Here is a 22,266-nt window from a genome sequence, read left to right as displayed (position 1 = left end):
GGTCGCGGGCGGTACGGGCCGGGGTCGGCCGGGGGGCAGCCGGGGTCAGTCGAGGGGCAGCAGAACGCCCGGGTTCAGCAGTCCGTCGGGGTCAAGCCGGCGCTTGACGGCCCGCAGGGCCTCGATGGCGAGCGGTCCGGCCTCCCGGACGTATCCGTCGCGGTGGTCGGTGCCCACGCCGTGATGGTGGCTGATGGTGCCTCCCGCGGTGAGGACGGCCTCGTTCGCGGCCCGCTTGGCGGGGGCCCAGTGCGCCACCGGGTCGTCGCCCTGGGCGCTGACCACGGTGAAGTACAGCGAGGCGCCGTTCTCGTAGACGTGCGAGATGTGGCACATCACCAGGGGCGGGGTGCCCGACTCGGTGAGCGTGGCGGTCAGCGCCCCGCGGACGGAGGCGTACAGCCCGGGGATCCGGGACCAGAACGCGGCGGTCTCCAGCGTCTCGGCGAACGCGCCCGCGTCCAGGAGGGAGTCGCGCAGGTAGGGCGCCGCGTAGCGGCCGTGGGCCCAGCGCTCCCCCGGCTCCTCGCCCAGGTGGGTGCCGCCGCACTCGCGCAGCACGGCCGCGGCGCGTCGCCTGCGGTGGGCGGTGTCCTCCGCGGTGCCCTCGTAGCCGGCGATCGCCTGGCAGCCGGTGCCCTGCCGGCCGTCCAGGGCGCCGATGGCGTCGGGCTGGGCGAGGCCGATCAGGGTCTCGGTCTCGTCGGACAGGCGCAGCACGGTCGGGCGCGGCCCGTCCTGGGCGAGCCGTCGCAGGGCGGCGGCGCCCTCCTCGAAGGAGGCGAAGCGCCAGCCCTCGTACACGCGGGTCTGCGGGAGGCGGCACAGGCGCACGGTCACCGAGGTGATGACACCGAACGCGCCCTCGGAGCCGAGGACGAGCTGGCGCAGGTCGGGTCCGGCCGCCGAGCGCGGGGCGCGGCCCGCCTCGACGGTGCCCTCGGGGGTGGCGAGGGTGAGGCCGAGCACCATGTCGTCGAAGCGGCCGTAGCCGGCCGAGGCCTGCCCGCTGGAGCGGGCGGCGGCGAACCCGCCGAGGGTGGCCCACTCGTAGGACTGGGGGAAGTGGCCGAGGGTGAAGCCGTGTTCGGCCAGCAGCGCCTCCGCGTCCGGGGCGCGCAGGCCCGTTTGCAGGGTGGCGGTGCGGGAGACCGGGTCCAGGGCGAGCAGCCGGTTCATGCGGCGCAGGTCCAGGGCGACGAAGGGGCGGCGGCGCTCGGGGGCGAGACCGCCGACGACGGAGGTGCCGCCGCCGAAGGGAACGAGGGCCAGGCCGTGGGCGGCGCAGGCGCGCAGCACGGCGAGTACGTCGTCGTGGTCCGCGGGGAGCACCACGGCCGCCGGGACGTCCGTGACGTCGCCGGCTCTGATGCGCAGCAGGTCCGGGGTGGACTTGCCGCGGGTGTGGCGGATCCGGGACTCGGCGTCGGTGCGGACGTGCGCCTCGTCGCCCACGGCCTCGCCCAGGGCGCGGAGCGCGTCCGCGGTCAGGGGCGAGGCGGGGACGCGGATCTCCTCCAGGGTGACCGGTCCGGCCTCGCGGGGCTTGACGCCGAGCAGGTCGCGCAGGAGTCCGGTCACCGGCTCGGGCAGCGGCGTGGCCCTGGCCGGGTCGCCCCAGCCGCTCCACAGCATGTCCATGGGGTGTTCCTCACCGGTCGTGTCGAAGAAGGGGTGCCTTGTTCCGAGTGCTGTGTTCTGTGTGGCGTGTTCTGGGTCCGTGTTCCGCGGTGCGCCGTGACGCGACCGCAGGGCGCGTTACACTGTGACACATGACGCCTATTCGTCACAACAGTTCGGACCGGCCGGACCACTCGGACGGTGATCCCGTACTCGACGCCGTGCGCGACTGCGTCCTGGCCGTCGGCGTCCGGCGTACGACCCTGACGGACGTGGCCCGCCGCGCGGGCGTGTCCCGGATGACGCTCTACCGCCGCTGGCCCGATGTGCGGTCCCTCGTCGGCGATCTGATGACGCGGGAGTGGATCGCCGTGGCCGTCGGGGCGATGCCGGAGCGCAGGCCCGGGACGAACGCGCGCACGCTGATCGTCGACGGGCTCGTGGCCGGGGTGAGGGCGTTCCGCGCCCACCCGCTCTTCCGCAAGATCGTCGACGTGGACCCCGAACTGCTGCTCCCCTATGTGCTGGACCGCCGGGGAGCCAGCCAGGTGGCCCTGCTCTCCCTGCTCGCCGACCACCTGCGCGAGGGCCACGCCGACGGGTCGGTGCGCGCCGGTCACACCGAGCGGCAGGCTCGGTCCGTGCTGCTGGTCGTGCAGTCCTTCACGCTGTCACTGCGCACCATGACCGAGGAGGACGAACCCGAACTGGACGGCGAGGCCTTCCTCGCGGAACTGCGGACCATCCTGGAGAGGACCCTGACGCCATGAGCTTCGGCAACGACCCGGCCGTCCCCGCGCACACGGATCCGGGCACCTCGCTCACCGCCGCCCGCCGCGCCCGCGAACTGGCCCGGACCGTCGGCGGTCCGGCCGTGGACGTCCTGGTCGTAGGTCTCGGCGCGACCGGCGCCGGGGCCGCGCTGGACGCCGCGGCGCGCGGGCTGAGCGTCGCCGCGATCGACGCCCACGACCTGGCCTTCGGCACCTCCCGCTGGAGTTCGAAACTCGTCCACGGCGGACTGCGCTACCTCGCCTCCGCACAGTTCGACGTCGCCCACGAGAGCGCGGTCGAACGCGGCGTGCTGATGGAACGCACCGCGCCCCATCTGGTCGCCGCCCAGCCGTTCGTCCTGCCCCTCACGCCGCTGGTCCCGCGCGGCCAGGCCGCCCTGGCCTGGGCCGGCTTCCGCGCGGGCGACGGACTGCGGCTGGCGGCGCGCACCGCCCGCGCCACCCTGCCGGTGCCGCGCAGGCTGTCCGCCGTGGAGACCCGCCATCTCGCGCCCGCCGTGCGCGGCACCGGGCTGCGCGGCGGTCTGCTGTCCTGGGACGGGCGGCTCACCGACGACGCCCGCCTGGTGACCGCGATCGCCCGTACGGCGGCGGGACGCGGCGCCCGCGTCCTGACCCGGGTCCGGGCCCTGGAACTCACCGGTTACGGGGCCCGGGTGCGTGACGAACTGACCGGCGAGGAGGGCGAGATCCGGGCCCGCGCCGTGATCAACGCCTCCGGAGTGTGGGCGGGCGGTCTGGTGGACGGCATCCGGATCAGGCCCTCCCGCGGCACCCACCTCGTGCTGCGTCCCGGCCTGCTCGGTCCCCTGCCGGCCGGACTGCACATCCCGGTCCCCGGGGAGACCAACCGCTTCGTCCTGGTCCTGCCGCAGGACGACGGCCGGGTCTACGTCGGGCTCACCGACGAGCCCGTCGAGGGCGACGTCCCGGACGTGCCGGACGTCCCCGAGTCCGACGTCGGCTTCCTGCTCGACGTGCTGGCCTCCGCCCTCGACGTGCCGATACGCCGCGACGACGTGGCCGGCGCCTTCGCGGGCCTGCGTCCCCTGCTGGACACCACGCCGGCGACCGGGTCCGCCTCGGCGCCCCGGACCTCGGACATCTCCCGCAGGCACGCGGTGCTCACCTCGCCGGACGGTGTGGTCACCGTGGTGGGCGGCAAGCTCACCACCTACCGGCGCATGGCCGAGGACGCCGTCGACACCGCCGTCGCCACGCACGGACTCGGCGCGGGGCCCTCCCCCACGGCCGCCCTCCCCCTCGTCGGCGCCGCGTCACCGCGGATCCTCGCCGCGCTCCGGGCCCCGCACCGTCTGGTCCGGCGCTACGGCACGGAGGCGCCGGCCGTCCACGCCCTGGGCACCCGGGACCCACACCTGCGCGCACCCGTGCTGGAGGGCCACCCCGCCACCCGCGCCGAACTCCTGTGGGCCGTACGCCAGGAGGGCGCCCTCGACGAGTCCGACCTCTTGGACCGCCGCACCCGAATCGGCCTCGTACCGTCCGACCGCACGACAGCACTGGAGGCCGCGCGCGAGGTGCTGGGCGAGACCCTGGGTTCCCGGTGAACCGGCGGTCGACGCGGGACGCCGGTCGAACGGGCCGCGGCACCCTCGGAATCGCGGCGCGCGGCCCGTCGGCCGGGAGCCGGTGAGTGGGGCCGAGTCCTGAGTGGGCGGGACACACGATGTCGGCGGGGCGGCGCGGGGCGGCGGCCCGGAGGCCGGCCGGGCACCCCGCCCGTGCGCCCAATGACCGCCGGGCCGCCGGCCCGCCCGCGTCCGCACCAGAGCCTCGCCCACCGGTGCCGGCAGCACACCGGTCGGCGCCAGGGCCACCCGACTCAGCGCCGGCGACGCCCTCCGATGCCAGAGCCACGCCCATGAGCGCCGGGCCACACCCGCCGACGCCCGCCCCGACAGGTCGGCGCCAGGGCCGCGCCAGTCACCGCCGAAACAGCACGAGTTGCCGCCAGGACCCCACTCGTCAGCGCCGGAAGGACACCCGCGAGCACCCGAAGCCGTGGACGGCGCCAGGAACACCCGCCGGCGCCTGAACCACGCAGGTCGGAGCCGGCAACGCCCCTCGGCGCCAAGACACCGCCCGCTCGTGCCCGGACCGGCAAGGCGGCGGGCAGGGCCCCATCGGTGCCGGCGCCGCGCCTGCCGGCGCCAGGGACACCCATGCAGGCCGGCACCGCGCTGGTCGGCGTCGGCGCGGCCTTGTCATCAGGACCGCGACCGTCCGCGCCAGGCGCGCTCGTTGGCGCGGGCAGCGTGTCCGTCAGTACCGGAGACCGGCAAGTCAGTGCCAGGGACGCCCTGGCCTGCCAGAGGCCGTGCCGGCTCAGGCGGCGAAGGCCTCGCCCTGTTCTTCGAGGCGGGCGAGGAGTTGGGGGTGGTGGAGGGTGGAGACCGGGGCGAGGAGGTCGGGGTGACGGAGCAGGGCCGCTGCCCGTCGGTCGCCGTCGTCGGGGGCGACCAGGCGGCGGAACTCCGGGGGCGTGGAGGCCGGTTCGGTCGCCTCGGTGAGCGCGTCCACCGCGCGCGCGGCCAGTTCGGGGTCGGTGAGCAGGCAGGCGGCCCAGCTCAGCACGACCTCGTCCACCCAGGTGCGCCAGGCGTACGCGTCCGGGTCGTCGGTGTCGACGCCGTCCGCGCCGGCGATCCAGTCCAGGCGGGCCGAGCCTCCGGGGCCGGACATCATCACCAGCGCGGCGTCCATCGGCGTCGGATAGCGCAGCCGGGCCGCGGCCGTCACCGCCTGGCGCGCCTGCGCCTCGCACAGGGCGGAGGCCAGCGCGCCGCCGGACGCCGGGTACGCGCTGGTCAGCCAATGGGTGGTCGCCGCGATGAGCGGGGAGAGATCTTCGTGCACTGCCGGGCCGTTCGAGCCGTTCACGGACAAAGAGGACTGCGTGAAACGGTAGTCCGCGCCCCAGGCCGAGCAGTATGACCCAGGCCGCCTCCGGGGCGTGGCTTCCGCCACATGCGCATGCGACGGGAGTCGCCGTGCAGGGCGCCGGTCGCCTTCCGGGCCGCCTGTCGCCGGCCGTGGGCCGCCGCCGAGCGCCTGCCGTCCGCGCCCAGGACACCGTGGGTGGTGCGCGGGGTCGGCGGGCATGGGCTCGCACCGGCGAGTCAGGTGAACAGAGGCCCCGAAACGGGCATCGGTCCTGTCGATCTCTCACGGTGCGGAGACCGGCGCATGCGGCACGCAACGACGGGGTGAACCCCGCAGTCCGGCCCCGACCGCGCCGACCACCCCGACCGCGTACTCAGGCGGGGCCGCTCAGGCCTTCGGACCGCAACGGTCCTGGGCCGCCACCGATTACAGTGACGCACCGGCAGGGAGGGGAGATTGCGGTGCGGGTTCGGGCGGGGACGGCGTGGCGGGGTTCGGTCACTGTGGTGGCACTGCTGCTGGGCGGGGCACTGACGGCGTGTTCGGGGGCGCCGCGGGAGGGCGCCTCCACCGTACGGGCGACGGAAGCGACGGGCACGACGGGCGCGGCCGCCCGCAGCGGGGGCACGATCGGCGCCCGGGGCTCGGTGTGCGAGCTTCCCGTCACCTTCGACATCGCCGAGGACTGGAAGGCCGTGGCGGTGGATCCGACGGCGGCAGGCGACTCCCCCGCCGGCGAGGAGGTCGTGGACGCGCTGCTGCGCCAGGGCCCGGTGACCACCGTGTGCGAGGTCGACGCCAAGCCCGCGGGGCACATCGGTTTCCTCCGCGTGTTCACCGGCCCCCCGGGCGCGGGGGACGCGAGAACGGTACTGCGGGCCTTCGTGGCCGCCGAGGAGGACGTGAGCGAGGAGACGTACCGCTCGTTCACGGCGGGCGGGCTCGAAGGCGCCGAAGTCGAGTACGTGCGTACGAGCGAGCTGCTGGACGAGTCGAAGAAGGAACGCGCCCTGGCCGTCGGCACGGCCCAGGGCCCCGTGGTCCTGCACCTCGGCGGCATGGACACCGAGGAACACCAACAGATGCTCCCCGCCTACGAACTCGCCAGGCGGACTCTGCGCGGCGCCTGAGCCTCCGACGCGGGTCGCCGGACCGGGCCGGCCGGTCTCCGGGGTGCGGCGTCCCGTCGGCGGTTCCCGGAGAGGGCCCGTACTCTGGTGGCCGTGCACATCTGTTTCGTCTGCAGCGGGAACATCTGCCGATCGCCGTCCGCGGCGCTGGTGTTCGCCGAGCGATTGCGCCGGGCGGGGCTCACGGACGAGGTCCGGGTCAGCAGCGCCAGCATCGGCCCGTGGCACGCCGGGGAGGCCATCGACGAGCGGGCCGGTGAGGTGCTGGCCCGGAAGGGCTACCCGGTCCGGCACGTCGCCGCCCAGGTCGGCGCCGAGCACCTGGACGCCGACCTGCTGCTGGCCATGGACCGCGGTCACGAGAAGGCGCTGCGCCGGCTCGTCGACGACCCGTCCCGGGTGCGGCTGCTGCGCTCCTTCGACCCGGACGCGACCGGGGACCTGGACGTACCCGACCCGTACTACGGCGGCCCGGAAGGGTTCGAGGAGGCGCTGGCCATGATCGAGGCCGCGACCCCGGGCCTGCTCGACTGGGTGCGCGAGCGCCTGCCCGCGTGACCGGCCGACCGCCCTCCGGCTCCGGCGAGGATCCCGCTGCCGCGGCCGCCCGGCTGACCGGGCGTGCGGCGACCGGTCGCAGCCCGTCGGCGGCGAACCCCACCGAGGTGACCCTCGACGACGGCGCGGTGGTCGTGGTCAAGCGCGATGAGGATCCGGAGGCGGTGCTCGCCGAGGCCGCGGGGCTGCGCTGGCTCGCCGAGGCGGGCGCGGTGCGGGTCCCCGCCGTGCACGGCCACGACCGCCGCTGGCTGGTCACCGACCGGGTTCCACCCGGTCGGCCCAGTCCAGGGGCGGCGGCGCGGTTCGGCCGTGATCTGGCCGCCCTGCACGCCGCCGGGGCGCCCGCGTTCGGCGCCGCTCCGCCCGGCGGGCCGCGGGAGGCGTACATCGGGCTCGCGCCGATGCGCAACGTTCCCTGCGCCGACTGGCCGGGCTGGTACGCCGAGCACCGGGTGCTCCCCTACCTGCGCCGCGCGGTCGACGACGGCACCCTGCGCCCCGCCGAGGCGGCCGTGATCGAAGGTGTACTGGAACGGCTGCCCGAACTGACCGGTCCCGCCGAACCGCCCGCGCGACTCCACGGCGACCTGTGGAACGGCAACGTGCTGTGGGGCGCGGACGGCGAGGTCTGGCTGATCGACCCGGCCGCGCACGGCGGGCACCGGGAGACCGACCTGGCGATGCTGCACCTGTTCGGCTGCCCGCACCTGGACCGCGTACTGGACGGATACCAGCAGGTCGCGCCGCTCGCCGACGGCTGGGCCGGCCGCGTCGGACTGCACCAGCTCTTCCCGCTGCTGGTGCACACGGTGCTCTTCGGACGCGGGTACGCCGAACAGGCGGTCGCCGCGGCCCGCGGCGCCGGCGGGTGACCCTACCCGGCGCCCTCCACCAGCCGGGCGAGGTTGTCCAGGGCCATGCGCGTCCCCAGCTCGTTGTCCGCGCGCGGCACCTCGTCGGGGACACCCTCGTGCACGATCACGACCTCCGTCCCGTCGTCCACCTCGGTCAGTGACGTGGTCATCGTCATCGTGCCGTGCAGGGCGTCCTCGTCGGTCTCGAACGCGAGCACCTCGACCACCAGCCGATCGGGCACGAGCCGGGCGAAGTGCCCGCGGTAAGTGTCCGTGCGGGCACCGGACTTGCCCCGGGCGCCCGGCTCGTCGTACGAGAGGGACACCCGGAACGTGCCGCCCTCACGGGCGTCGAACGCGTGGACATGAGCGGTCATGCCGTCGGGGACGCGCCATCCCGCCACCGCGTCCGGGTCGGTGAGGGCCCGGTAGACGGCGGCGGGAGACGCCTGCACCCGCCGTGAAACCCGTGTGGCATACATGGCAGCAACGTACACATGCGGCACCCGGATCCGGGACAGACCGGAGGAGACAGGACGGGAACGGACGGGACCAGACAGGAACGGGCCGGACCGGCAAGGCCGGTGCCTCACGATTGTCGCGGTTTTGTCACCAAGTGGCCCTGGAGTCGCAGGTGTTGCTCCCGCATTTTCCCCGCGTGCTAAGAAATACGGCGTCACAGTGGCGCGGAGCGTCCCACGGGGACTCCGCACGCCATGTCGGTCCGGTCCGTGAGGGCCGTAGGGGGAAGGTGTCACCTTAGTGAACCGCATGCGCACGACCGTCGCGGCGCTGGCCGCGGCCGGGGTCGTCACCGCCGCTCAGCTGGGCTTCGCCGGGGCCGCCTCCGCGGCGACCGCCGCACCGCAGAGCTCGGGCTGTCCGATCAACGTCGTCTACCCGTCCCGTTTCTACGTGGACCACAACGGGTGGGTGACCAACGGCGGCCTGTACTTCGGCATCAAGAGCAAGACCACGAAGAAGTTCAAGAACGTCACCTTCACGGTCACCAACGTCAAGAACATCCGCTTCGGCTCGGCCACGCCGAAGGGCGGCAAGATCAGCCGCAGGACCTCGCAGACCGTGACCGTCCGCACCACGACCTTCAAGGGGAAGGCGAGCCTCGGCTTCAAGGTCCGGACGCACCTGCTGAACACCAGGAGCTACAAGGTGAAGTTCACCCTGCACGGCTCCGGCTGGAACTGCGCCGTCAACCAGGGCACCTGGGGCGCCTGACCCCGCGGGCACCGGACGACCGACGACCGTTTCGGTCCCCGACCACCCCGCATCCCGATGCCCCGGCCCACGTGGCCGGGGCATCGGCGTGCGGGGCCGAGTCGTGGACGTGCGCGGGACCATCACGTGCCTGGACCATGATCGGTACGGCCCGGATACACACGTGACCGCGGGGTACGCTGCGAATGCCGGCCGGTTACGGGCGATGCCACGTGCGCACCGGTGCGCACGGCGGGGAGAAGGGCGGGTGCGGATGGACTGGCGCGAGTTCGCCGAACAGATGGCCCAGCTGGCCCGGCGCCTGCTGGCCCAGGACTCCGCGCAGGAGACGCTCGACGAGATCGTCCGGGCGGCCGTCGAGCTGATCGACGGGTGCGAGGCGTCCGGGATCCTGGCCCTGCGCAAGGGGCGTGCCGTGACGCTGGCCGCCTGCGGGGACATGGTCGGGGAGTCCGACCGGTTGCAGGGCGAGGTCGGCGAGGGCCCCTGCTTCGACGCGGCCCGCCGCGTCGACGGGGAGCGCCTCTTCCGCATCGCCGACCTCACGCGGCCGCAGCCGGCGTGGCCGCGGTACGCGCCGGCCGCCCGCGACCTGGGCATCGGCAGCATGATGGGTTTCCTGCTTTACACCCACGACCAGGACTTCGGTGCGCTCAACCTCTACTCCAGCCGTCCCGGCTCCTTCACCGAGGACAGCGAGACCGCCGGCTGGCTGTTCGCCTCGCACGCCGCCGTCGCCGTGGCGGGTGCCAGAACCGTCGACCAGCTCGAACACGCGCTGGAGACCCGGCATGCCATCGGTGAGGCCATGGGCATCCTGCGGGAGCGCCACGGCCTGAGCGAGGAGGACGCCTTCGCCGTCCTGCGCCGCATCTCCCAGCACCACAACATCAAGATCCGGGACGTCGCGCAGACCATCCGTACCGACGCCTCCAAGCAGAGCTGACACAGGCCGATCGGGCCGGGGTGGCGCCGCCCGCGCGGCCGCCCCCCGCCCGCCCTCGTGACCGAGGGGGTGACTGCCTCTCGCCTCACGCGGCGCGGCAGTGTAGACATGGCTCATGGTCCGACTCCCGGGTCGTACCGGCTCCCGGTCGGCCCGCCGTCCCAGCGGACGGCGTCTCCAGCTCGCGTCCGGCCCAGCCCGGCGGGCGCGCGAGCTGGCCGGGCATGGCCGATCGGGGCGCAGCAGACCGTCCGGGCTGCGATCGCTCGCCGGGCGCAGCGTCGCCGGGCAGGTGTTCCTGCTCCAGGTCGCCATCGTGGTGCTGCTGGTCGCGGCGGCCGTGGTGGCGCTGGTGCTTCAGGTGCGGCACGACAGCGACCAGGAGGCCCGCAACCGCTCGCTCGCCGTCGCCGAGACATTCGCCAACGCCCCGGGCACCCGGGAGGCGCTCGCCGCCCCGGACCCGACGGCGGTGCTGCAACCGCGCGCCGAGACGGCCCGCAAGGAGGCGCACGTCGACTTCCTCGTCGTGATGAACACCAAGGGGGTCCGCTACACCCACCCCGAGCCGGACCGTATCGGCAAGATGTTCGTCGGCACCATCCGGACCGCGCTGGCCGGCGGCACGGTCGTCGAGGAGGTCGACGGGACGCTCGGGCCGCTGGTGCAGGCCGTGGTACCGGTCCAGGCGCCGGACGGCAAGGTGGTGGGCCTGGTGTCGGCCGGCATCACCACCAGGAACGCCGGCGGCCTCGCGGACCGGCAGTTGCCGGTCGTCCTGGGCGCCGCGGCCGTGGCCCTGGCCCTGGCCACGGCGGGGACCGCGCTGGTCACCCGCCGGCTGCTGCGCCAGACCCACGGGCTCGGCCCCCGGGAGATGACCCGGATGTACGAGCACCACGACGCGGTGCTGCACTCCGTCCGGGAAGGCGTGATCATCGTCGGCGACGACGGGAGGCTCCTGCTGGCCAACGACGAGGCGCACCGTCTGCTCGGCCTGCCCGAGGACGCCGAGCGCCGGCATGTGCTCGACCTCGGACTCGCCCCCGAGACCGCCGGCCTGCTGGCCTCCGGCCGCATCGCCACCGACGAGGTGCACCTGGTCGGCGACCGGCTGCTGGCGATCAACCAGCGGCCCACGGACATGGCGGGCGGCCCGTCGGGCACCGTGGCCACGCTGCGCGACTCCACGGAGCTGCGCGCCCTGTCCGGCCGGGCGGAGCAGGCGCGGGAACGCCTCAGCCTGCTCTACGACGCCGGGGTGGGCGTCGGCACGACCCTGGACGTGACCCGGACCGCCGAGGAACTGGTCAAGGTCGCCGTTCCCCGGTTCGCGGACTTCGCCACCGTGGACCTGTACGACGCCGTGCTGGCCGGCGAGGACCCGGATCCGGGGGCCGCGCTGCGCCGTACGGCCTGCGCCGGGATCCGCGAGAACACGCCGCTCTACCCGCTGGCGCAGGAGATCCGCTTCATCCCCTCCACCCCGCAGGCACTCAGCCTCAAGACCCGCCGGCCGGTCCTCGAGCCCCGGCTGGAGGCGGCCCCGGGCTGGCAGGCCCAGGACGTCGAGCGCACCGAGCGGGTGCTGGCGTTCGGCATCCACTCCCTGATCAGCGTGCCCGTGCGGGCGGGCAATCTGGTGCTGGGCCTGGTCAGCTTCTGGCGGTCGGAGAAGGACGAGCCCTTCGACTCCGAGGAGCTGGCCCTCGCCGAGGAACTGGTCGCCCGGGCCGCCGTGTCCATCGACAACGCCCGCCGCTACACCCGCGAGCACGGGCTGGCGGTCACCCTCCAGCGCAGCCTGCTGCCGCGCAGCCTGCCCGAGCAGAACGCGCTGGACATCGCCTACCGCTATCTGCCCGCGCAGGCGGGTGTGGGCGGGGACTGGTTCGACGTGCTGCCGCTGTCCGGGGCGCGGGTCGCGCTCGTCGTCGGCGACGTGGTCGGCCACGGGCTGCACGCCGCGGCCACGATGGGGCGGCTGCGGACCGCGGTCAGCAACTTCTCCGCCCTGGACCTGCCGCCCGAGGAGCTGCTCGGGCTGCTGGACGAGCTGGTCGTCCGCATCGACCAGGACGAGACGGCGGACAGTGCCGGCGTGCCCGTCACCGGCGCGACCTGCCTGTACGCGATCTACGATCCGGTCTCGCGCCGGTGCGCGGTCGCCCGCGCCGGCCATCCGCCGCCCGCCGTGATCGGGCCCGACGGGGACGTCACGTTCCCCGACGTGCCCGCCGGCCCCCCGCTCGGGCTGGGCGGACTGCCGTTCGAGACGGCGGAGCTGGAGCTGGCGGAGGGCAGCCGACTGGTCCTGTACACGGACGGGCTCGTGATGGACCGGGAGCGGGACATCGACACGGGCCTCGAGGAACTGCGCACCGCTCTCGCCTCCGCCGGCGAGTCGCCGGAGGACACGTGCCGGGCCGTCCTGGACGTCCTGCGGCCGTTCCGGCCGGTGGACGACATCGCGCTGCTCGTCGCCCGCACCCGCGCCGTGGGGCCCGGGCAGGTCGCCGAGTGGGACGTGCCCGGGGAGGCGGCGGCCGTCGGGGACGTGCGCGCGGCGGTGAGCCGGCGGCTGGCGGAGTGGGGGTTGGAGGAGCTGACGTTCACCACCGAGCTGATCCTGAGCGAGCTGGTCACCAACGCGATCCGGTACGGCGCCGAACCCATCCGGGTCCGGGTGCTGCGTGACCGCGCCCTGATCTGCGAGGTCTTCGACAACAGCAACACCTCCCCGCACCTGCGCTATGCGGCGAGCACGGACGAGGGAGGCCGCGGGCTGTTCCTCGTCGCGCAGCTCGCCGAGCGGTGGGGCACCCGCTACACGCCCACCGGCAAGGCCATCTGGGCCGAGCAGCCACTGCCCTGAGCCGCCTTCTCGGCCCTTCTCCCACCTCGCCCACAGTCGAGTCACTTGGAGCCCTTTTGGTGCACGACACCCCCGGAACGACCGCGGCGGCCGGCGCGGCCCGCCGCAGCGTCCTCGCCCTGATCGGCGGCTCGCTCGTCGCCCTCCCCCTCCTCGGCGCCCGGGGCGTCGCAGCGGCCCCGGGCCTGGACAGCCCCGCGAAGAAGGAGATCGCCATGAAACTGGTGTCGAGCGCGGAGAACTCCACGCTCGACTGGAAGGCCCAGTACGCGTACATCGAGGACCTCGGCGACAAACGCGGCTACACGGCCGGCATCGTCGGCTTCTGCTCCGGCACCGGCGACATGCTCGGCCTGGTGCGGCGCTACACCGACCGCAGGCCGCGCAACGTACTGGCCGGGTACCTCCCGGCGCTGGGCCGCGTCCACGGCACCGACTCGCACCAGGGACTGGACCCCGGCTTCCCCGAGGACTGGCGCCGGGCGGCGCGGGACACCGCGTTCCAGCAGACCCAGAACGACGAGCGCGACCGCGTCTACTTCGACCCGGCCGTCGCACAGGGCAAGGCGGACGGGCTGCGCGCCCTCGGCCAGTTCGCCTACTACGACGCGATCGTGATGCACGGCGGCGGTGGCCTGACCGGCTTCCGCGGCATCCGCGAGCGGGCCTTGCGCACGGCCCTCCCCCCGGCCCGGGGCGGCGACGAGGTGACGTATCTGAACGCGTTCCTCGACGCACGCCTGTGGGCCATGCGGCAGGAGCCGGCCCACCGTGAGACCAGCAGGGTCGACACCGGGCAGCGGGTCTTCCTGCGCCGGGGCAACCTCGATCTGGAACCGCCGCTGGACTGGAAGGTGTACGGGGACGGCTACCGCATCGGCTGACGCCGCGGCGGACCGAGGCCCGCGGTCGGCGTCAGCCCAGGGCGCGGTCGAGGTTGTAGGCCGCGCTGATCAGGGACAGGTGCGTGAAGGCCTGGGGGAAGTTGCCCTGCTGCTCGCCGGTGGGGCCGATCTCCTCGGCGTACAGGCCGAGGTGGTTGGCGTAGGTGAGCATCTTCTCGAAGGCGAGTCGGGCCTCGTCGAGGCGGCCGGCCCGGGTGAGGGCCTCGACGTACCAGAACGAGCAGATGGAGAACGTACCCTCGTCGCCGCGCAGCCCGTCGGGGCTGGCCTGCGGGTCGTACCGGTAGACGAGCGAGTCGGAGACCAGGTCGCCGGTCAGCGCGTCGAGGGTGGACAGCCACTTGGGGTCCGTCGGCGCGATGAACTTCGCCAGCGGCATCATCAGCACGGCGGCGTCCAGTACGTCGCCGTCCTCGTACTGGACGAAGGCCTGGCGCTCTGCGGACCAGCCGCGGTCCATGATGCGGCGGTAGATGGCGTCCCGGCTCTGCCGCCAGCGGGGCAGGTCGGCGGGCAGGCCGCGGCGGTTGGCCAGCCGCATGGCGCGTTCGACGGCCACCCAGCACATCAGGCGCGAGTACAGGAAGTTCTTCCTGCCGCCCCGGGTCTCCCACACCCCCTCGTCGGGCTGGTCCCAGTTCTCGCACACCCATTCCACCAGCGCGGACACGTCGTCCCACTGGGCGCTGGAGATCGGCTGGGCCCACTTGTCGAAGAGGTAGATCGAGTCGATCAGGGCGCCGTAGATGTCGAGCTGGAGCTGGTCGGCGGCGGCGTTGCCGACCCGTACGGGCGCGGAACCCCGGTGTCCCTCCAGGTGGCCGAGTTCACGCTCGGGCAGTTCGCTGCGGCCGTCGATGCCGTACATGATCTGCAGCGGGCCGGTCGCCTTGCCGTCGCCGGGGCTGATGTGCCGGGTCAGGAAGCGCATGAACGCCTCGGCCTCGCCGGCGAAGCCGAGCCGCAGCAGCGCGTAGACGGCGAACGCGGCGTCGCGCACCCAGACGTAGCGGTAGTCCCAGTTGCGCTCACCGCCGACCCGCTCGGGCAGGCTCGTGGTGGGCGCGGCGACGATGGCGCCGGTCGGGGCGTAGGTGAGCAGTTTCAGGGTGAGCGCGGAGCGGTGGACCATCTCGCGCCAGCGGCCGCGGTATCGGGACTGCGCGAGCCAGCGGCGCCAGTAGGCGACCGTGGCGCAGAACTGGTCCTCGGCCTCGGCGTGGGCGCACCGCCGTGGGACCACCTCGCCGCCGACCTGGTCCAGCGCGAAGACGGCGGACTCGCCCTCGGCGAGCTTGAAGTCCGCGCGCAGGTCCGTGCCGTCGCTCTCCAGGGGCACGGTGGACGTCAGAGCGAGGGACAGGGTCTCCGACTCGAACAGGGCCGTGCAGCCCTCCATCCGGACCGTGTGCGGGTCGGCGCCGTAGTTGAAGCGGGGAGCCACGCGGGCGCGGAACGGCAGGGTGCCGCGTACGCACAGCACGCGCCGGATGAGCCGGTGCCGTTCGGTCTCGGCGGATCCCTGCCGGTCTCCGCTCACCGGCATGAAGTCCTGCACCTCGCCGACGCCGTCCTCGGTGAAGAACCGGGTGATCAGCACGTTGGTGTCGGGGAAGTAGAACTGCTTGGTGTGCGCCGCCTCGGCCACGGCGAGCTCGAAACTGCCGCCGCGCTCGGCGTCCAGGATCGCGGCGAAGACGCTCGGGGCGTCGAAGGCGGGGCAGCAGTACCAGTCGATCGTGCCGTCGGTGCCGACGAGAGCGACACTGCGCAGGTCGCCGATCAGGCCGTGGTCGGCGATCGGAACGTAGCGGGATGTGCCCGTCTCGGGCCCTCGGCTTCGGGTGTCGGCCATCGCGGCTGCCTCCTGTCCCCTCGCTGTTCCCCCTCGCGCGGACCGGTACTCGCGGCTGTCGCGGTTCCTCCAGCTTAGGAGCGGCCTTCCGGATGCAGGGTGCCGTCCGACGGGCAATCGTGGGAGGAGGTCCCGCTCCCGCAGCACGAGGGCCGCAGTCCGGACCCGGGCGGGGACCCAGCCGGACCCGAGGAGGTCACATGTCGACGTCACAACCCGATGCATCCCGCGAGCCCGGGGAGCGCTGCACCCCGGACGACGTGCTCCACGCCCGTACCGGCACCGACGTCTCGCCCGAGGACGTGGTGCTGGCCGCGGGCCGCGACATCACCCCGCGCAACCTGGAGTGGGCCAAGCGCAAGATCGAGACGGAGGGCCCGGCCGCCCTGGACAAGCTGTTGCCCTAGCTTTTCCGGGCCGCGTGCGAAAGGGATCGGAGCCCTGTCGTTCCGGTCCCTTTCGTCCGTCCCTTTCCCTGGGGCGCGTCGCTCTGCGAGACTCCGGGGCGTGCCCGACTTCGACATGATCGTCATAGGATCCGGACCGGGCGGCCAGAAGGCCGCCATCGCCGCGGCCAAGCTGGGCCGCCGGGTCGCTGTCGTCGACAGACCCGACATGGTCGGCGGGGTCTCGATCCACACCGGAACCATTCCCTCCAAGACCCTGCGCGAGGCGGTGCTCTACCTCACCGGACTCACCCAGCGTGATCTGTACGGTCAGAGCTACCGGCTGAAGGAGGACATCACCGTCGCCGATCTGACCGCACGCACCCAGCACGTGGTGGGCCTCGAGGTCGACGTCATCCGCAGCCAGCTCTCCCGCAACCATGTGGCCCTGCTCGCCGGGACCGGCCGCTTCGTCGACGGGCACACCGTCGCGCTGCGTGAAGTGAACGGCGAGGAAAGGCTGTTGACGGCCGAACACATCGTCATCGCGACCGGTACGCGGCCGGCCCGTCCGGACAGCGTGGAGTTCGACGGACGCACCATCATGGACTCCGACAACGTGCTCACGCTGGAGCGGGTGCCGCGGTCGATGGTCATCGTCGGCGCCGGGGTCATCGGGATGGAGTACGCCTCCATGTTCGCCGCGCTCGGCAGCAGGGTGACCGTCGTCGAACGGCGGCCTGGCATGCTCGACATGTGCGACGTCGAGATCGTGGAGTCGCTCCGCTACCACCTGCGGGACCTCGCCGTCACCTTCCGCTTCGGGGAGACGGTGGCCGCCGTGGAGCGGCACGAGAACGGCACGCTCACCGTGCTGGAGAGCGGCAAGAAGATACCGGCCGACGCGGTGATGTACTCGGCGGGCCGGCAGGGCCTCACCGACGGACTCGACCTGGAGAAGGCGGGGTTGAGCGCCGACGCGCGCGGCCGGATCGCGGTCGACGAGCACTACCGCACGCAGGTGCCGCACATCTACGCGGTCGGCGACGTGATCGGCTTCCCCGCGCTCGCGGCGACCTCGATGGAACAGGGGCGGGCGGCGGCGTACCACGCCTGCGGGGAGCCGGTCGGCAGGATGAACGGCCTGCAGCCGATCGGCATCTACACGATCCCGGAGATCAGCTTCGTCGGGCGGACCGAGGACCAGCTCACGGAGGACCGGGTGCCGTTCGAGGTGGGCGTCTCCCGCTACCGGGAACTGGCCCGCGGGCAGATCATCGGCGACTCGCACGGCATGCTGAAACTGCTGGTCTCGCCGGAGGACCGCACGCTGCTCGGGGTGCACTGCTTCGGCGCCGGGGCCACCGAACTCATCCACATCGGGCAGACGGTGATGGGCTGCGGCGGCACGGTGGACTACCTGGTCGACGCGGTGTTCAACTACCCGACGCTCGCGGAGTCGTACAAGGTGGCCGCCCTGGACGCGACGAACAAGCTGCGGCAGATCGACCGGATCGGGGGCTGACCCCGGGGCCGGGTCAGGGCTGGGTGCCGTCGTCCGGCGGCGTGTCGTCGTCGACGATGTGGACGGCGGCCTCCTCGGCACCGGCGGCTCCCGCGTCGACGCCGACGCCCATGTCGGCGGCGACCTCCTCCTTGGTGGTGTCGCCGTGGGCGCCCTCGTCCCGGGCGACGAGGCGGCCGGCGCGGTCCCCGCCCGCCTCGGGGTCGACCGGTTCGCCCTCGCCGCCGGGCAGGTCGCCCACCCCGTCGCCCTCGGGCCCGCCCTCGCCGGGCCGCTCCTGCGCCAGCCGCTGGTCGAGGCTCTCGCCCGCCTGCTGTGCGGCGGCCGTCGTGCCGTACTTGGTGACGCCCAGCGGCTTCTCCGGCGGGGAGCAGCCCTCGTCGAGGACGTCGCCGTAGGTCCGCTCCCCCACCGCGTTCTCCATGTCCGGCGGCGCGGCGTGCCCCTGTTCCCCGTTGTCCCCGGTGAGCTGGTAGGCGTCGTCTGCCAACGGATCGGTGCTCACGGGTTCCTCCCTGGCGGGCCTTGCGGCACGTCGTGATCCGCGTTTCCCGCGGGGCCGGTCCCGATCACCGCGGCGGCGGGGAGGGGATGGTCCGGCGTCCGTCAGGCGGACAGCAGTCCGCGGCCGAGCCAGTCGGAGGAGTCGCGGGCGCCGGGCAGGGCGAAGAAGTAGCCGCCACCGGTCGGGGAGATGTAGTCGACGAGGGGCTCGTCGATCAGCCGGGTCTGCGTGGCTTCGAACTGGCGGACGACGTCCTGCTGGTAGCAGCAGAAGACCAGGCCCATGTCGAGGTTGCCGACGTTGTCGACGCCGCGGTCGTAGTTGTAGCCGCGGCGCAGGATGCGGGAGGCGTCGGTGTCGGCGGTGCGCGGGTTGGCCAGCCGGATGTGGGAGTCCAGCGGGATCGCCGTGCCCTTGGGGTCCTTGGCGTAGTGGGGGACGTCGGTCTCCTCGGCGCCGTCCAGCGGGGCGCCCGTGTCCTTGCGGCGGCCGAACATCTTCTCCTGCTCGGTCAGCGACACCCGGTCCCAGAACTCCACCAGCATGCGGATGATCCGGATCACCTGGTAGCTGCCGCCGGCCGCCCAGGCCGGCTCGCCCTGCCCGTCGCCCACCCAGACCAGGCGGTTCATCTCCCGGGCGGAGGCGACGTCCGGGTTGGCGATGCCGTCCTTGAAGCCGAGCAGGTTGCGCTGGGCGCCGGTGGGGCGCGGGCCGCTCTGGAAGCCGTCGACGCGCCACTTGATCTGCAGGGCGCCCCGGGTGTGCCGGGCGATGTCGCGCAGTGCGTGCAGCACCGTGTCCTGGCGGTCGGCGCAGATCTGCAGGGACAGGTCGCCGTGGCACTCGGCGGGGTTCAGGTTGTCGTTGGGGAAGGTCCGCATGGGGGTGAGCTGACGCGGTATCGCCTTGGCCAGCCCGAAGCGGTCGTCGAAGAGGGAGGCACCGACGCCGACGGTGACGGTGAGGGAGTCGGCGGGGATCTCGGGACCGAGGATGCCGTTGTCGGAGGGCGGGGCGCCGACGCCCAGGTCGGTGGGGGTGCCGCCGGCGGTGAGGAAGCGGGCCCGCTCGGTGATGGTCCGCAGCAGTCCGGCGAGTTCCTCGCGGTCCTCGGCGATGACGTCGAAGGAGACGAAGGCGGCGGCCGCGGGGGCGGGCGTGAGGACGCCTGCCTGGTGGACGCCGTGGAACGGGACCGCCGCCGCGCCGGTGCCGTCCGCGGCGTGCGCCCGGCCCGCGCCGCTCTGGGCGAGGGTGAAGCCGCCACCCGCCAGCACCGCGCCGGCGGCACCGGCGCCCAGGGCCGTCTTGACGAAGGTGCGGCGCCCGTGACCGGCGGGGCAGCCGCCCTCGGGTGCGGACGTTTCGGCGGACGGCATGGAGCGGTTCCCTTCGGTGCGTACGGTCTCGGGTGTCACGGCGTGCGGTGCGGTCATCAGGCGGACTTCCGGATCTCCAGCAGGTCCGGTACGGGAGCGAGGTCCTCCAGGAGCTGTCCGATGGCCCCGTCGAGGCGGGCCCGGGTGATCGCGTCGAGCCGGTTCACGGGGGTCCAGGCGTTCCCGTGGTGGGCCGCGTCGAGCAGCTTCCCCAGCCGGGCGGTGTCCGCGTCGACGGTGGGCAGCAGGTGCGGGGCGCGGGAGGTGAGCAGCGGCTTGAGCACGGTGAGCAGTTCGCGGGTGCCGGCGAGGTTGGCGTCGGCCGTGGCCAGCTCGGTGCCGCTGCCCTGGTCGGCCTGGCCGGTGAGTTCGAACTGGAGGGTGTTCTCGAGGATCTCGTGGGCGCGCAGCGGCAGGTCACCGGGGTCGAACGCCTGCGTGGGGAAGGCCTTGCGCAGGCCGGCGACGTCGGCGGCGAGTTGCCGGGCGGGGGCCTTCAGCCGGTCCGCGCTCTGGCCGTGCCACAGGCCGTACTCGATGCGGTGGAAGCCGGTGAAGTCCTCGTCGTCCACTCCGCCGGGCAACCCGTCGGGCCGGCCGTTGATCTTCTTGTCGAAGTCCTCGAAGGTGCCGTAGGCGGCGCCGAGGGAGGAGTAGGTGCGGTGGGCGGTCAGCCAGTCGGTGCGGGCCGCGTCGAGATCGCCGCCCTGGATGTCGGCGTCCAGCCGGCCGGTCTGGGCGACGAGCGTGGCCAGACCCCGTTCCACGTACTGCCGGTACTCCTTGAGCGGGGTGGCGAGGTCCTGCTCGGACACCGGGACGACCGCCGTGGCCCCTGCTCCGCCGCCGACCCGGACGGCCTTGGAGGTGACGGCCGTGCCGCCGGTGGGCACGCAGCGCCAGGCGTAGCTGCCGCCCGCGACGGTGGCGACCAGGTCGCGGGTGGTGCCGGGGGCCAGGCCCTCGATCTCGCCGTAGACCGCGTTGGTGGCCGGGTCGATCAGGTACACCTCGGATGTCTTCGACACGGTGTTCCGCATCTGGAACGTCTGCCGTCCCGGCTCGGGCGCGGTGAAGCCCTTGCCGCACTCGGTCTCCGAGACGGCGACGGTCTGGGCTCCGGCGGGCTTGGGCCGTCCCAGGGCGACCACGAGTCCTGCGACGACCGCAGGCACCGCGACGACGGCCACGGGCACGACCCAGGCGGGACGCCTCCGGCGGGCGACGGCCGCCTGGGCGGGCGATTCGGCCGGTGTCTCGCGGACCCCGCGCTCCGGCCTCCGCGACGGATCAGCCCCCTCGGCCCACACCCCACCGCCGCCAGCACGGGACGGGTCGTCGGCCCCGGAGACTGCGGGGGTCTCGGCGTGGGAGGCGTCGGGCGTCTCGGCCCGGGACACGGCGGACGTCTCGGCGTGGGAGGCGGCGGACGTCTCCGAGCGGGAGGCGTCGGGCGTCTCGGCCCGGGACACGGCGGACGTCTCGGCGTGGGACGCTGCAGGAGTTCCGCTCGCCACCGCTGTCGTCGCCGCAGTGGCGGCACCCACCTCCCGCCCGGCGGCGGCTCGGTCCCCGCCCTCAGCCGCCACGGCAGCCGACGGCCCGGCCTCGGCCACCAACCCGGCAGGGCTGTCGTCGGGGGCCCCGGACGCGGCGCGCGGCCCGCTCGCAGCGGCTGCCCGAGGCCCGCTCTCGGCACCGGCGCCCCGCGCGGCCTCCGGCACAGCAGCGGTCGTCGTGCCGGTCGGCGCCGTGGCGGGCGCCGGTTTCGTGGCGCGTACACCGCGGAGGAACAGGGTCATCACCACGGCGAGGTAGCCGACGTAGCCGAGGACCTGGAGCCAGGTCATCGTCGGGGTGAGGTTGAAGACGCCCTGGACGAGGGTGCTGTACCAGGAGCCCGCGTCGACGGTGCCGCCGAGGTCGACGGCGTACGCCGCCCTGCCCGGGAGGACTCCGCCCTCCTGGAGGTCGCGCAGGCCGTAGCCCAGGACGCCGGCCGCGATCACGATCAGTACGGCGCCGGTGGCGGTGAAGAACTTGGCGAGGTTGATCTTCAGCACCCGCCGGTACAGGCCCCAGCACAGGCCGGCCGCCAGGACCAGACCGATCCCGGCGCCCGTCAGCGGTCCCCCGGACTCACCGGCCGCGCGGGCGGTGGTCCACAGGAACAGGGCCGTCTCCAGGCCCTCGCGGCCCACCGCGAGGAAGGAGGTGAGGATCAGCACGCCCGCGCCCATGCCGAGCGCGCCGGTCACCTTCTCCTTGATCTCACCGGAGAGGCTGCGGGCCGAGCGGCGCATCCAGAACACCATGGCGGTGACGAACGCGACGGCCACGACGCCAAGGGCACCGCCGAACGCCTCCTGCGCGGTCGCGGACAGCGAGGCCGCAGTGAAGGTGAGCACCGCGCCGAAGCTCATCGCGAGCGCGATGGCCGCGAGGACGCCGGTCCACACCTGCGGCAGCCGGGACTTGGCTCCGGCCCGGACCAGGGTGGCGACGAGGATGGAGACGATCAGCCCGCCTTCGAGTCCCTCTCGCAGTCCGATCAGGAAACTCGGAAACGCGTCGTCCCACATGCCGTACGGCCCTCCCTGGCACACCGCCCCGGCCGCTCTGGGACCGGGTTAGCGAAGGCATGCCTAACTTCGTGACCCATCATGACTACAGGCGTGTAGTCGACTGGTCATGAAGCAGCAATGGACCGGTAAAGATCGACGCGCGCACGAGAGTCCTCGGTCACAGCCGTTCTCGCCTCGCAGGAACCGCATGCGGGGTCCGG

Annotated in this window: 18 protein-coding genes; 11 read left to right on the top strand and 7 right to left on the bottom strand. The window is 73.6% G+C overall.

Going from position 1 to position 22,266, the window contains the following annotated elements:
• Positions 1-45 precede the first annotated feature (45 nt).
• The gene (locus tag ACFY3J_RS06215; RefSeq protein ID WP_390840389.1) at positions 46-1,641 is read right to left on the bottom strand and encodes an FAD-binding oxidoreductase; all 1,596 of its coding nucleotides are present in this window, start codon (positions 1,639-1,641) and stop codon (positions 46-48) included.
• A gap of 131 nt (positions 1,642-1,772) precedes the next feature.
• On the opposite strand from ACFY3J_RS06215, the gene ACFY3J_RS06210 reads away from it, so the two are divergent.
• A complete protein-coding gene (locus tag ACFY3J_RS06210; RefSeq protein ID WP_384181267.1) occupies positions 1,773-2,390 on the top strand; it encodes a TetR/AcrR family transcriptional regulator in 618 nt (205 codons plus the stop codon).
• On the top strand, positions 2,387-3,985 hold the full coding sequence (locus ACFY3J_RS06205; protein ID WP_390840388.1) for a glycerol-3-phosphate dehydrogenase/oxidase: 1,599 nt from the start codon (positions 2,387-2,389) through the stop codon (positions 3,983-3,985). The genes ACFY3J_RS06210 and ACFY3J_RS06205 overlap by 4 nt, the downstream gene beginning before the upstream one ends.
• Positions 3,986-4,763: 778 nt before the next feature.
• Here ACFY3J_RS06205 and ACFY3J_RS06200 read toward each other — a convergent pair.
• Entirely contained in the window at positions 4,764-5,294 is a 531-nt protein-coding gene (locus ACFY3J_RS06200) for a hypothetical protein (protein ID WP_384181310.1), read from the bottom strand.
• A 488-nt stretch (positions 5,295-5,782) separates the two neighbouring features.
• Here ACFY3J_RS06200 and ACFY3J_RS06195 point away from each other — a divergent pair, with 488 nt between their 5' ends.
• From ACFY3J_RS06195 to ACFY3J_RS06185, 3 genes are all read left to right on the top strand, one after another.
• A complete protein-coding gene (locus ACFY3J_RS06195) occupies positions 5,783-6,451 on the top strand; it encodes a lipoprotein (RefSeq protein ID WP_384181263.1) in 669 nt (222 codons plus the stop codon).
• 93 nt (positions 6,452-6,544) lie between these two features.
• A complete protein-coding gene (locus tag ACFY3J_RS06190; RefSeq protein WP_390840387.1) occupies positions 6,545-7,009 on the top strand; it encodes a low molecular weight protein-tyrosine-phosphatase in 465 nt (154 codons plus the stop codon).
• The gene (locus ACFY3J_RS06185) at positions 7,006-7,884 is read left to right on the top strand and encodes a fructosamine kinase family protein (RefSeq protein ID WP_390840386.1); all 879 of its coding nucleotides are present in this window, start codon (positions 7,006-7,008) and stop codon (positions 7,882-7,884) included. Before ACFY3J_RS06190 ends, ACFY3J_RS06185 begins: the two co-directional genes overlap by 4 nt.
• Positions 7,885-7,886: 2 nt before the next feature.
• Here the strand turns inward: ACFY3J_RS06185 and ACFY3J_RS06180 are convergent, their stop codons facing one another.
• Positions 7,887-8,348 (bottom strand): SRPBCC family protein, encoded by a 462-nt coding sequence (locus ACFY3J_RS06180; RefSeq protein ID WP_384181257.1) that lies wholly within the window; start codon positions 8,346-8,348, stop codon positions 7,887-7,889.
• Between the two features lie 289 nt (positions 8,349-8,637).
• On the opposite strand from ACFY3J_RS06180, the gene ACFY3J_RS06175 reads away from it, so the two are divergent.
• The 4 genes from ACFY3J_RS06175 to ACFY3J_RS06160 all read left to right on the top strand — a co-directional run bounded on the left by ACFY3J_RS06175 (position 8,638) and on the right by ACFY3J_RS06160 (position 13,807).
• Positions 8,638-9,102, top strand: coding sequence for a hypothetical protein (locus ACFY3J_RS06175; RefSeq protein WP_384181255.1), 465 nt, complete (start codon positions 8,638-8,640; stop codon positions 9,100-9,102).
• A gap of 253 nt (positions 9,103-9,355) precedes the next feature.
• A complete protein-coding gene (locus ACFY3J_RS06170; protein ID WP_384181253.1) occupies positions 9,356-10,048 on the top strand; it encodes a GAF and ANTAR domain-containing protein in 693 nt (230 codons plus the stop codon).
• A 115-nt stretch (positions 10,049-10,163) separates the two neighbouring features.
• Complete coding sequence (locus ACFY3J_RS06165; protein ID WP_384181251.1) at positions 10,164-12,923, top strand: SpoIIE family protein phosphatase; 2,760 nt, start codon at positions 10,164-10,166, stop codon at positions 12,921-12,923.
• A 59-nt stretch (positions 12,924-12,982) separates the two neighbouring features.
• A complete protein-coding gene (locus tag ACFY3J_RS06160; protein WP_384181249.1) occupies positions 12,983-13,807 on the top strand; it encodes a chitosanase in 825 nt (274 codons plus the stop codon).
• 31 nt (positions 13,808-13,838) lie between these two features.
• On the opposite strand, the gene ACFY3J_RS06155 is transcribed toward ACFY3J_RS06160, so the two are convergent.
• The gene (locus ACFY3J_RS06155; protein ID WP_384181247.1) at positions 13,839-15,683 is read right to left on the bottom strand and encodes a glycoside hydrolase family 15 protein; all 1,845 of its coding nucleotides are present in this window, start codon (positions 15,681-15,683) and stop codon (positions 13,839-13,841) included.
• 200 nt (positions 15,684-15,883) lie between these two features.
• On the opposite strand from ACFY3J_RS06155, the gene ACFY3J_RS06150 reads away from it, so the two are divergent.
• Both ACFY3J_RS06150 and sthA read left to right on the top strand, forming a co-directional pair.
• Positions 15,884-16,090, top strand: coding sequence for a hypothetical protein (locus ACFY3J_RS06150; RefSeq protein WP_141355358.1), 207 nt, complete (start codon positions 15,884-15,886; stop codon positions 16,088-16,090).
• A 100-nt stretch (positions 16,091-16,190) separates the two neighbouring features.
• Entirely contained in the window at positions 16,191-17,594 is a 1,404-nt protein-coding gene (sthA, locus tag ACFY3J_RS06145) for a Si-specific NAD(P)(+) transhydrogenase (protein WP_384181245.1), read from the top strand.
• 13 nt (positions 17,595-17,607) lie between these two features.
• Here the strand turns inward: sthA and ACFY3J_RS06140 are convergent, their stop codons facing one another.
• The 3 genes from ACFY3J_RS06140 to efeU all read right to left on the bottom strand — a co-directional run bounded on the left by ACFY3J_RS06140 (position 17,608) and on the right by efeU (position 22,063).
• Positions 17,608-18,099: a DUF5709 domain-containing protein gene (locus tag ACFY3J_RS06140; RefSeq protein WP_390840385.1), complete on the bottom strand. Its 492-nt coding sequence runs from the start codon at positions 18,097-18,099 to the stop codon at positions 17,608-17,610.
• A gap of 101 nt (positions 18,100-18,200) precedes the next feature.
• Positions 18,201-19,481, bottom strand: coding sequence for an iron uptake transporter deferrochelatase/peroxidase subunit (gene efeB, locus ACFY3J_RS06135; RefSeq protein ID WP_390840401.1), 1,281 nt, complete (start codon positions 19,479-19,481; stop codon positions 18,201-18,203).
• A gap of 56 nt (positions 19,482-19,537) precedes the next feature.
• Positions 19,538-22,063 carry an iron uptake transporter permease EfeU gene (gene efeU / locus ACFY3J_RS06130; protein ID WP_390840384.1) on the bottom strand — a complete coding sequence of 842 codons (2,526 nt, stop codon included), beginning with the start codon at positions 22,061-22,063 and terminating at the stop codon, positions 19,538-19,540.
• Positions 22,064-22,266 lie beyond the last annotated feature (203 nt).

The organism is Streptomyces sp. NPDC001231 (assembly GCF_042896885.1).
Lineage (GTDB): Bacteria > Actinomycetota > Actinomycetes > Streptomycetales > Streptomycetaceae > Streptomyces.
The sequence above is the reverse complement of the archived record's forward strand: the minus strand, read 5'-3'. Positions and strand labels throughout refer to the sequence as shown.